The organism is Staphylococcus sp. HMSC62D11, from assembly GCF_001839145.1.
GTDB classification, from domain to species: domain Bacteria; phylum Bacillota; class Bacilli; order Staphylococcales; family Staphylococcaceae; genus Staphylococcus; species Staphylococcus lugdunensis.
Genome location: NZ_KV840184.1, coordinates 283451 through 293245, shown reverse-complemented (window position 1 = coordinate 293245; position 9795 = coordinate 283451). Strand labels below are relative to the sequence as shown.

Here is a 9795-nt window from a genome sequence, read left to right as displayed (position 1 = left end):
ACCATCGTGGGGCTACATCTTATCACCCTAAAATAATAACAAGCTGTATATTATCTAATACATAATAGAAATTGTCTTTTTTACATTGTTTAAGAACTTAATATCTCAGACCTTTTTTGCGTTTTATACAGCTATAATTGTAATATTATTAGAATTATCGAAAAATTCACAAAAAAGACACCCTATAAATTTTACAAAGTGCTAATATAAAATTGAAAAGAATTATTATGAGGTGATTGATAATGAGTAATACTAAAAAAGTAGCAGTCGTAACTGGCGCAGCACAAGGTATTGGTTTTTCCATTGCACAACGTTTATTTAATGATGGATTTAACGTAGCTGTCGTTGACTATAATTATGAAGGCGCTCAAGAAGCAGCAGCTAAATTGAATAAAGAAGGTCAAGAAGCAGCAGCATACAAAGCTGACGTATCCAATCGTGATGAAGTATTTAAAGTATTGGGTGAGGTTGTAAATCATTTTGGAGATTTAAATGTACTTGTTAATAATGCTGGATTAGGACCAATGACGCCAATCGAAACAGTTACACCAGAACAATTTAATCAAGTCGTTGGTGTTAATGTCGGTGGTGTATTCTGGGGCATTCAAGCAGCACTAGAACAATTTGAAAAATTAGGACACGGCGGTAAAATTATTAATGCTACTTCACAAGCTGGTGTTGAAGGTAACGCAGGTTTGTCTTTATACAGTAGTACGAAATTCGCAGTTCGTGGTCTTACACAAGTAGCAGCACGTGATTTAGCTGAAAAAGGCATTACAGTTAATGCTTTTGCTCCAGGTATTGTTGAAACACCAATGATGAAAGGTATTGCTGTTAAATTAGCTAAAGAAAATAATCAACCAGAAGAGTGGGGTTGGAAACAATTCTCAGATCAAATTACTTTAAAACGACTTTCAAAACCAGAAGATGTAGCTAATGTTGTTGGCTTTTTAGCTAGCAGTGATTCTGATTATATCACTGGTCAAACAATTATAGTTGATGGTGGTATGCGCTTCCATTAATCATATTGTTTTATTCGACATGAACAGCTCTACTGTGACAAAGACTTCAAACACTTTCGTTAAATGCAACTACGAGTATTTATGCGAAAGTGTTTCTCTTTGTTTAAATACTATTGATACCATGATTTAATACGTAAAGCACGTTCTAAATTATGCTTACTTATTTCTTCTCTTCGTGGAATATTAATATAGTGTTCGAGACTTTCATTCCAAGTTTGTGGTAACGGTTTTGGAGCATAACTTGTCCATTTATTAATCCAAGTTTGTGGTAAAGCACCATGAGGTTTAGTTTGTCTTGTTAATGCTAAGTAAACATGACTCCATGCTCTTGGAACTACAGTCCAAATATTATAACCTCCACCACCAAACATAATAATTTTGCCATCAGTATATGTTTCTGCAAGTGCATTTATTAGATAGGGAATTTGATACAATGCATCAAGCGTACAATTCATATGAGTTAATGGATCTTGAAAATGAATATCTACCCCATGCACACTCAATATTATATCTGGTTTAAATGCTTCAATTATAGCATTAAGTGATAGCTCCAAGCATTCAAGATATGAGGCATCTTCTGTATAAGGCTCTAAAGGTAGATTGACTGTGTAACCATATCCTTGATCCTCTCCACGTTCAGTATAATGTCCTGAGCCAGGAAATAGAAATTTTCCCGTTTCATGAATGGAATAACACATTATTTCTTCATCAGTATAAAATCGCCATTGTGTACCATCTCCGTGATGTGCATCAGTATCCACAATTAATACCCGCTGGCCGTATTTTTGATTTAAATATTTAGCCGTAATTGCGACATCATTATAAACACAAAATCCATTGGCACGTCCTTCTAGAGCGTGATGCAAACCACCACCAAGATGACAACCATTATGATAAATGCCTTTCATAATCAAATCTGCTAATGTTAATGCGCCGCCAACAATTCGAGCACTATGGCTATGCATATTATTAAACTGATTCGTATCTTCGCCACTTAATCCATATTTATCAGCTTCTTGATTACTTAAAATACCATGTGATGCATGTTTAATTGCTTGTACGTAATCGTATTGATGCACGAGGGTTAGTTCATTCGTTGTTGCAATAGGTGGTTCCACAATATTACTATTGTTTAAATAGCCAGCCGTCTGCAACAATTCTGTCGTTAGTTTAAGTCTCATTTGATTAAAAGGATGATGATTATCAAAACGATATTTTAATAATTTATCTGAATAGACATATCCAGTTTTTCTTTTATCATGCATCATATCAAACTTCCTTTAGTAATTAGAATTTAAAAGAAAAAGCGATTTTGAAAGCGTAAATCATCAAATGCTTGTTGTTGATCGAGTGTGATACGATTGCCAATGCGAGCCATCAAGCAATTGGCAGGGTGACTTGTGATTTCAGGTTCGTCTGTAGCAAAAACTTCTAATCCACCTTTGGCCATCATTTTTTGCATCACTTTTTTATATTCAAAAACATCTAACTTTGCTTGTTTTAAATCCCAATGCCAATAATATTCTGTCGTTAAAACAATATAATCTTCAAACTCATTACTAGAAAGACTATTTGCGATGAGTAGACCACCCAAATGTAAATGACGATATTTTGGACATAATTCAATGGCACCCAATTCAATAAGATAAGGTAAATGACCTTGAGACCAACGCTCAAACTCATCCGGATAGTGATAGGTTACATAGCCAATGATATGTGTGCGTTCTCTAATGATATATACTCGACCTTCCATCAGGCGTGAAATTTCTAATAAAGCATTAAATTGTTCCTTTGGAGGTCGAAAAGCATCAAGTTGATCATCGAAAGTAAGCGTTTTCAAAAAACTGCAAGATACAGGTCCTTCAATAACAAAATGAATATCTTGTATGTTGATATTTTTTAAGACATAAGTTTTGACATGCTTCATTGATTTCCGCCTCCGACATCTTATTATAATTAGTATAAAGGCTATGGACGTAAATTAAAAATATAAATGTAAAAATTCTCTAAAAATTTTGAATAACACAAAAATTTATGTATAATACATGCTAAGAAAGCGATTTCATATAAGGGGGATTTCAAATGAAGGTAGAAGTATATAAGAGTGAACCGGGAGAATATAATTTAAGCAATTATGAGGATGTATATCAAAACTTTGATTGGAATGAAGTAGAAAAAGCTTTTTCATGGTATAAAACAGGGAAAATCAATATGGCATATGAATGTATAGATCGTCACGTAGACGATGGTAAAGGAGACAAAATCGCTTTAAACTATAAAGATAATGAGCGTCAGGAACAATATACATTTTCAGATATACAGCACTTATCCAATCAAGCGGCGAATGTATTAGTAGAGCATGCAAATGTGCAAAAAGGGGATCGCGTTTTTATCTTTATGCCGAGAACACCTGAATTGTATTTTGCCTTTTTAGGTATATTAAAAGTAGGTGCAATTGTTGGTCCATTATTTGAGGCTTTTATGGAAAAGGCAGTAACAGATCGTTTAGCGAATAGTGAAGCCAAAGTTGTTATAACAACAAATAAATTACTTCATCGTATACCACAAGAAAAATTACCACATCTCAAAAAAATCATTATCGTGGATGATGATGTGTCTGATGACTATATAGATTTTAATAAGTTAATGCAATCAGCTAGCACATCATTTAATATCACATGGTTACAACGCGACGATGGTTTAATATTACATTATACTTCAGGTTCAACAGGACAGCCTAAGGGCGTACTTCATGTACAACAAGCAATGCTACTTCATTATATAACGGGGAAATATGTATTAGATTTACAAGAAAACGATGTATATTGGTGTACAGCTGATCCGGGTTGGGTTACTGGAACTTCTTACGGTATATTTGCACCTTGGCTAAATGGCGTCACAAATTGTATAGCAGGTGGACGTTTTACGCCTGAACAGTGGTATAAGATGATTGAAGCATTCAAAGTTACAATTTGGTATACGGCACCAACCGCGTTACGCATGTTGATGAGTGCTGGTGATGATATTGTTCAAAAATATAATCTGTCAACGTTACGATCTATTCTATCTGTAGGAGAACCATTAAACCCAGAAGTTATCAAATGGGCAAAATCAGCATATGGTAAACGTGTTCTTGATACGTGGTGGATGACTGAAACAGGAGGACATATGATTGTTAATTATCCTGCAATGGATGTCAAATTGGGTTCTATGGGAAAACCAATTCCTGGTGTGGAAGCTGCTATTATCGATGATGAGGGAAATGAATTGCCAGCTAATCGTATGGGCAATTTAGCAATAAAAAAGGGGTGGCCGTCTATGATGTATGAAATATGGGATAATCCAGAAAAATATCGTTCTTATTTTATAGGAGACTGGTATATATCTGGGGATTCAGCATATAAAGATGAAGATGGGTACTTCTGGTTTCAAGGTCGTGTAGATGATGTCATCATGACAGCAGGCGAACGTGTGGGACCATTTGAAGTCGAATCTAAATTAGTTGAGCATGAAGCTGTTGCTGAAGCTGGTGTCATCGGAAAGCCTGATCCAGTACGTGGCGAAATTATAAAAGCATTTGTTGCTTTACGCCAAGGATATGAACCGACTGATGATTTAAAAGAAGATATTAAAAAATATGTAAAAGAAGGTCTATCAGCTCATGCTGCTCCTAGAGAAATTGAGTTTAGAGATAAATTGCCTAAGACGCGTTCAGGTAAAATTATGCGACGTGTACTTAAAGCATGGGAACTTAATTTAGATGCAGGTGATTTAAGTACTATGGAGGACTAAAAATAGCAGGAACTTATTTTTAAAATAAAAGATGCTTTTCCTTATATAATCAACAATTGAATGTATAGTTTGGAACGCAAAATGATAATATATTTTACCATTTTGCGTTTTCAATATGTATGCGATATTTGCTAAATAAATAGCCAAAATATACGTATATTTATTTTACAATCATATGTTTTTAGTTAAAATAATTGTAAACGCTATCAAAAATTCGACATCATAGGCAGAGTTAGTTATTATTAAGTATGTAAGAAATTATGATACCCAAACAATCAGGGTGCTCTTACAATATACTATTTAGAACAAGGGGTTGAAAGTAGTTGGCACATTTATCAGATTTAGAAATTGCAAATCAATCAACATTAAGACCAATTGGGGAGATTGCTAAGAAAGCAGGGATTCCTGACGAAGCGTTAGAGCAATATGGTCATTATAAAGCAAAGATTGATATTAACAAAGTTAATTCTAAAGGCGAAAAAGGTAAAGTAGTATTAGTTACTGCGATGAGTCCTACGCCAGCTGGTGAAGGAAAATCAACAGTTACTGTTGGTTTAGCTGATGCATTTAATGAGCTAAATAAAAATGTAATGGTTGCCTTGCGTGAACCTGCACTTGGACCAACTTTTGGTATAAAAGGCGGTGCAACAGGTGGTGGCTATGCACAAGTGCTGCCAATGGAAGATATTAACTTACACTTTAATGGTGACTTCCATGCGATTACAACAGCAAACAACGCATTATCAGCATTTATTGATAATCATATTCATCAAGGCAATGAATTAGGCATTGATGTACGCAGAATTGAATGGAAGCGTGTTCTTGATATGAATGATCGAGCATTACGACATGTCAATGTTGGCTTAGGTGGTCCAACTAACGGTGTACCACGTGAAGATGGGTTTAACATTACAGTTGCCTCAGAAATTATGGCTATTTTATGTTTAGCACGTGATATCAAAGATTTAAAATCAAAAATTAGTCGCATTACAATTGGTTATACACGTGATCGTAAACCAATTACTGTAGCAGATTTAAAAGTTGAAGGCGCATTAGCGATGATTTTAAAAGATGCAATTAAGCCAAACTTAGTTCAATCAATCGAAGGAACACCAGCACTTGTTCATGGTGGACCTTTTGCTAATATCGCTCATGGTTGTAACTCTATTTTAGCTACTGAAACAGCTCGAGACTTAGCTGATATTGTAATTACTGAAGCTGGTTTTGGTTCTGATTTAGGTGCAGAAAAATTCATTGATATTAAAGCACGTGAAGCTGGATTTGAACCATCAGCTGTTGTCTTAGTTGCAACTGTACGTGCATTGAAAATGCATGGTGGCGTTGCAAAAGATGATTTGAAAGAAGAAAATGTTGAAGCTGTTAAAGCTGGTATTGTTAACTTAGAACGTCACGTTAATAATATTAGAAAATTTGGAGTTGAACCAGTCATTGCTTTAAATGCTTTCATTCATGATACAGATGCTGAAACAGAGTATGTTAAGCAATGGGCAAAAGAAAATAATGTGAGAATAGCACTTACTGAAGTTTGGGAAAAAGGTGGAAAAGGTGGCGTAGACCTAGCTAATCAAGTATTAGAAGTCATTGATCAACCACAAGAATTTAAATTCTTATATGATTTAAATCAACCACTTGAAGAAAAAATTGAAACAATTGTCAAAGATATTTATGGCGGTGCTTCAGTAACATTTAGTAAAAAGGCAAAACGACAATTAAAAGACTTTAAAAATAATGGTTGGGATAATTATCCAATTTGTATGGCGAAAACACAATATTCCTTTAGTGATGATGCCACAGCATTAGGTGCTCCAACTGGTTTTGATATTACAATTAGAGAGTTAGAAGCTAAAACGGGGGCTGGATTTATAGTTGCTTTAACTGGCGCAATTATGACAATGCCAGGATTACCGAAAAAACCTGCAGCTTTAAATATGGACGTAACAGATGACGGCCATGCTGTTGGATTATTCTAGGTGATATGCGCTAATAGTTTAAGAATTAAAGGTCTCTGACAAGTTGAAGAAGGCAATTTCTATTAAGTTTCAATAGAAATTGCCTTCTTTGCTATGTTTCTTATATTAAGAGCCATTAAATAAAATCAAGCGTATAAACATAAAAATAACGTAGACAGCTTAGCTGCAGATATATAATTAATTTTAATATCATTTGGTGTTTATTTAATGATGCCAAAGGAAATTTTAAATGTTTTATTTAACTTGCATCTTGTTTATCTCGTTGTAATAGGTGATGTTTGATATCGAAATTTAAGGCTTTGTGGTAATCTTTTACAGATATTTTGTTTTCAACTCGCATACGCTTTAGTACATAGTGTTGTCTTTGTATACCTATATTAAATTGATTATTATTTTTGATTGAGCCATCTTCATCATATGGTGTATAAGTGTATGGACTTTGTAGTAAGCCTATTAAGTATGCAGATTCTGCAATATTAAGCTTAGATGGTGGAATACCAAATAAACTATACGATGCAGATGCGATACCTGTGATGTTAGAGCCATTATAATCTCGTCCAAAAGGAACTACGTTAAGATATGTGTATACAATTTCGTCTTTAGTTAATATCTTTTCTAAGCGCAGTGACAATACGAGTTCGTTTGCTTTACGACGGTACGTCTTCTCACTACTTAATACTTGGTTTTTAATCAGTTGCTGTGTAATTGTACTTCCTCCAGATGATTGTTTCACATTGAAAACATCTTGAATCATTGCACGAATTAATGCCTTTGGTAAAATACCATTATGCTGATAGAATAATGTATCTTCTGAGGATGTCAATGCAGCAATCACGTTTGAATTTACACGTTTAGGTCCAACAATTAAAGTATTTTGGGACTGATCATATGCTTGTAAGATATTATTATTTTTATGATCAATCGCTTCATCTCCTGCAAAGTGTATGGCTTTCTTCTTTAATTCATTGTCACTCATTGCTGACGCATGTGATGTAATGCGATGGAAATAAAACATACTTGCAATGAAAAGAATCAATAAAATAAGGCAGAGTAGCGCAAACATCGTAATTAAGATATGCTTGATTAATTTATACTTGGTCTCATATTTTAAATATGAAGCCTGTTGCATATATGCCACAAATTTTTTTATCATTCACATGCGTCCTTTCTGAAAGTACGTCTAGTATATCATATTTTACTAAGTTGACTTTTAAAACAGAGTTCTTTATAATTATGTCAATTCCATAAATATTGGATAGTAAGGACAAGTAGCAGTTATAAAGGTCTTCAGAGAGTTAGTGGGTGCTGTGAACTAACGCTTTTTAATTGTGAATACACCTTTTAAAATATATCCAACGTTTAATTAATGAACGTATCATTAAGAGAGTGGTATCACATGTTGATGCTAAAGTATGGTGGTAACGTGCAAAAGCGCCCTTACATTTTGATAATGTAGGGGTTTTTATTTTTTTAAGGAGGTATACAGATATGACAAATGCTTTATTAGAGGATTTAAAGTGGAGAGGGTTAATTTATCAACAAACTGATGAAGAAGGTATTGAGGAGTTATTAAACAAAGAACAAGTATCTTTATATTGTGGTGCGGACCCTACGGCAGATAGTTTACATATTGGACATTTGTTACCGTTTTTAACTTTGAGACGTTTCCAACAGCATGGACATAGACCAATTGTGCTCATTGGCGGCGGTACAGGTATGATTGGTGATCCATCAGGTAAATCTGAAGAGCGTGTGTTACAAACTGAAGAACAAGTTGAGGATAATGTTCAAGGTATCAATGCACAAATGCATAAATTGTTTGAATTTGGAACTGAAAAAGGTGCCGTTTTAGTTAATAATAAAGATTGGTTAGGTCAAATTTCATTGATTAGTTTCTTACGAGACTATGGTAAGCATGTAGGTGTAAATTATATGCTCGCTAAAGATTCAATTCAATCTAGATTAGAAAATGGTATTTCTTATACAGAGTTTACTTACACGATATTACAAGCCATAGACTTTGGACATTTAAATCAAAATTTAAATTGTAAAATTCAAGTAGGTGGCTCTGATCAGTGGGGCAATATCACAAGTGGTATTGAATTAATGCGACGTATGTATGGTCAAACTGAAGCGTATGGGCTTACTATTCCTTTAGTTACTAAATCAGATGGTAAGAAATTTGGTAAATCTGAATCTGGAGCTGTTTGGTTAGATGCTGATAAAACCAGTCCATATGAATTCTATCAATTCTGGATAAATCAATCTGACGATGATGTTATAAAATTCTTAAAGTATTTTACTTTCTTAAATAAAGAAGAAATAGAACGTTTAGAAGCATCAAGAGATGAACAACCTCATTTACGTGAAGCCCAAAAAGCACTGGCTGAAAATGTGACTAAATTGATTCATGGCCAAGATGCTTTAGATGATGCGATACGTATTTCACAAGCATTATTTAGTGGTGACTTGAAATCTTTATCTGCTAAAGAACTAAAAGAAGGTTTTAAAGACGTTCCTCAAGTAGAATTATCTGCAGACAATACTAATATTGTTGAAGCTCTAGTTGAAACAGGGATTTCTTCATCAAAACGACAAGCTCGTGAAGATGTAAATAATGGTGCAATTTATATTAATGGTGAGCGTCAGCAAGATGTTAATTACAATTTATCAAGTGAAGATAAGATAGAAAATGCTTTTACAATTATTAGACGTGGTAAAAAGAAATACTTTATGGTGAATTATCGATAACAGAATATGAATAAAGGGTCTGGGACATTAAGTTCTTAAACAATGTAAAAAAGACAATTTCTATTAAAATTATTTGATAGAAATTGTCTTTTCTCTTATGCATTAGATAATATACAGCGCGTTAATTTAGTTTAGTGGTATTTATTAAATTATACGAAAGTGCCTTATTTTTTAAAGCATTTAAAGGTAAATTTACATGTTAATGCGTAGTATTTATGGCGAGACTCCTGAAGGAGCAG

7 protein-coding genes are annotated in these 9795 nt (G+C 33.9%); 4 read left to right on the top strand and 3 right to left on the bottom strand.

Annotation, left to right across the window (positions count from 1 at the left end; genetic code table 11):
• Positions 1-242: 242 nt before the first annotated feature.
• Positions 243-1022, top strand: a complete 780-nt coding sequence (locus HMPREF3267_RS04300; protein ID WP_002458838.1) for a (S)-acetoin forming diacetyl reductase — start codon at positions 243-245, stop codon at positions 1020-1022.
• A 110-nt stretch (positions 1023-1132) separates the two neighbouring features.
• Here the strand turns inward: HMPREF3267_RS04300 and HMPREF3267_RS04295 are convergent, their stop codons facing one another.
• Both HMPREF3267_RS04295 and HMPREF3267_RS04290 read right to left on the bottom strand, forming a co-directional pair.
• Complete coding sequence (locus HMPREF3267_RS04295) at positions 1133-2290, bottom strand: acetoin utilization protein AcuC (RefSeq protein WP_002458839.1); 1158 nt, start codon at positions 2288-2290, stop codon at positions 1133-1135.
• Between the two features lie 26 nt (positions 2291-2316).
• The gene (locus HMPREF3267_RS04290; protein WP_062077747.1) at positions 2317-2949 is read right to left on the bottom strand and encodes a hypothetical protein; all 633 of its coding nucleotides are present in this window, start codon (positions 2947-2949) and stop codon (positions 2317-2319) included.
• Between the two features lie 155 nt (positions 2950-3104).
• Between HMPREF3267_RS04290 and acsA the strand changes: the two genes are divergently transcribed.
• Entirely contained in the window at positions 3105-4814 is a 1710-nt protein-coding gene (gene acsA, locus HMPREF3267_RS04285) for an acetate--CoA ligase (protein WP_002478026.1), read from the top strand.
• 323 nt (positions 4815-5137) lie between these two features.
• Positions 5138-6805: a formate--tetrahydrofolate ligase gene (locus HMPREF3267_RS04280; RefSeq protein WP_002492633.1), complete on the top strand. Its 1668-nt coding sequence runs from the start codon at positions 5138-5140 to the stop codon at positions 6803-6805.
• A gap of 238 nt (positions 6806-7043) precedes the next feature.
• Here the strand turns inward: HMPREF3267_RS04280 and HMPREF3267_RS04275 are convergent, their stop codons facing one another.
• Positions 7044-7958: a biosynthetic peptidoglycan transglycosylase gene (locus HMPREF3267_RS04275; RefSeq protein WP_002458843.1), complete on the bottom strand. Its 915-nt coding sequence runs from the start codon at positions 7956-7958 to the stop codon at positions 7044-7046.
• A 335-nt stretch (positions 7959-8293) separates the two neighbouring features.
• Between HMPREF3267_RS04275 and tyrS the strand changes: the two genes are divergently transcribed.
• Positions 8294-9556, top strand: a complete 1263-nt coding sequence (gene tyrS, locus HMPREF3267_RS04270; protein ID WP_002458844.1) for a tyrosine--tRNA ligase — start codon at positions 8294-8296, stop codon at positions 9554-9556.
• Positions 9557-9795 lie beyond the last annotated feature (239 nt).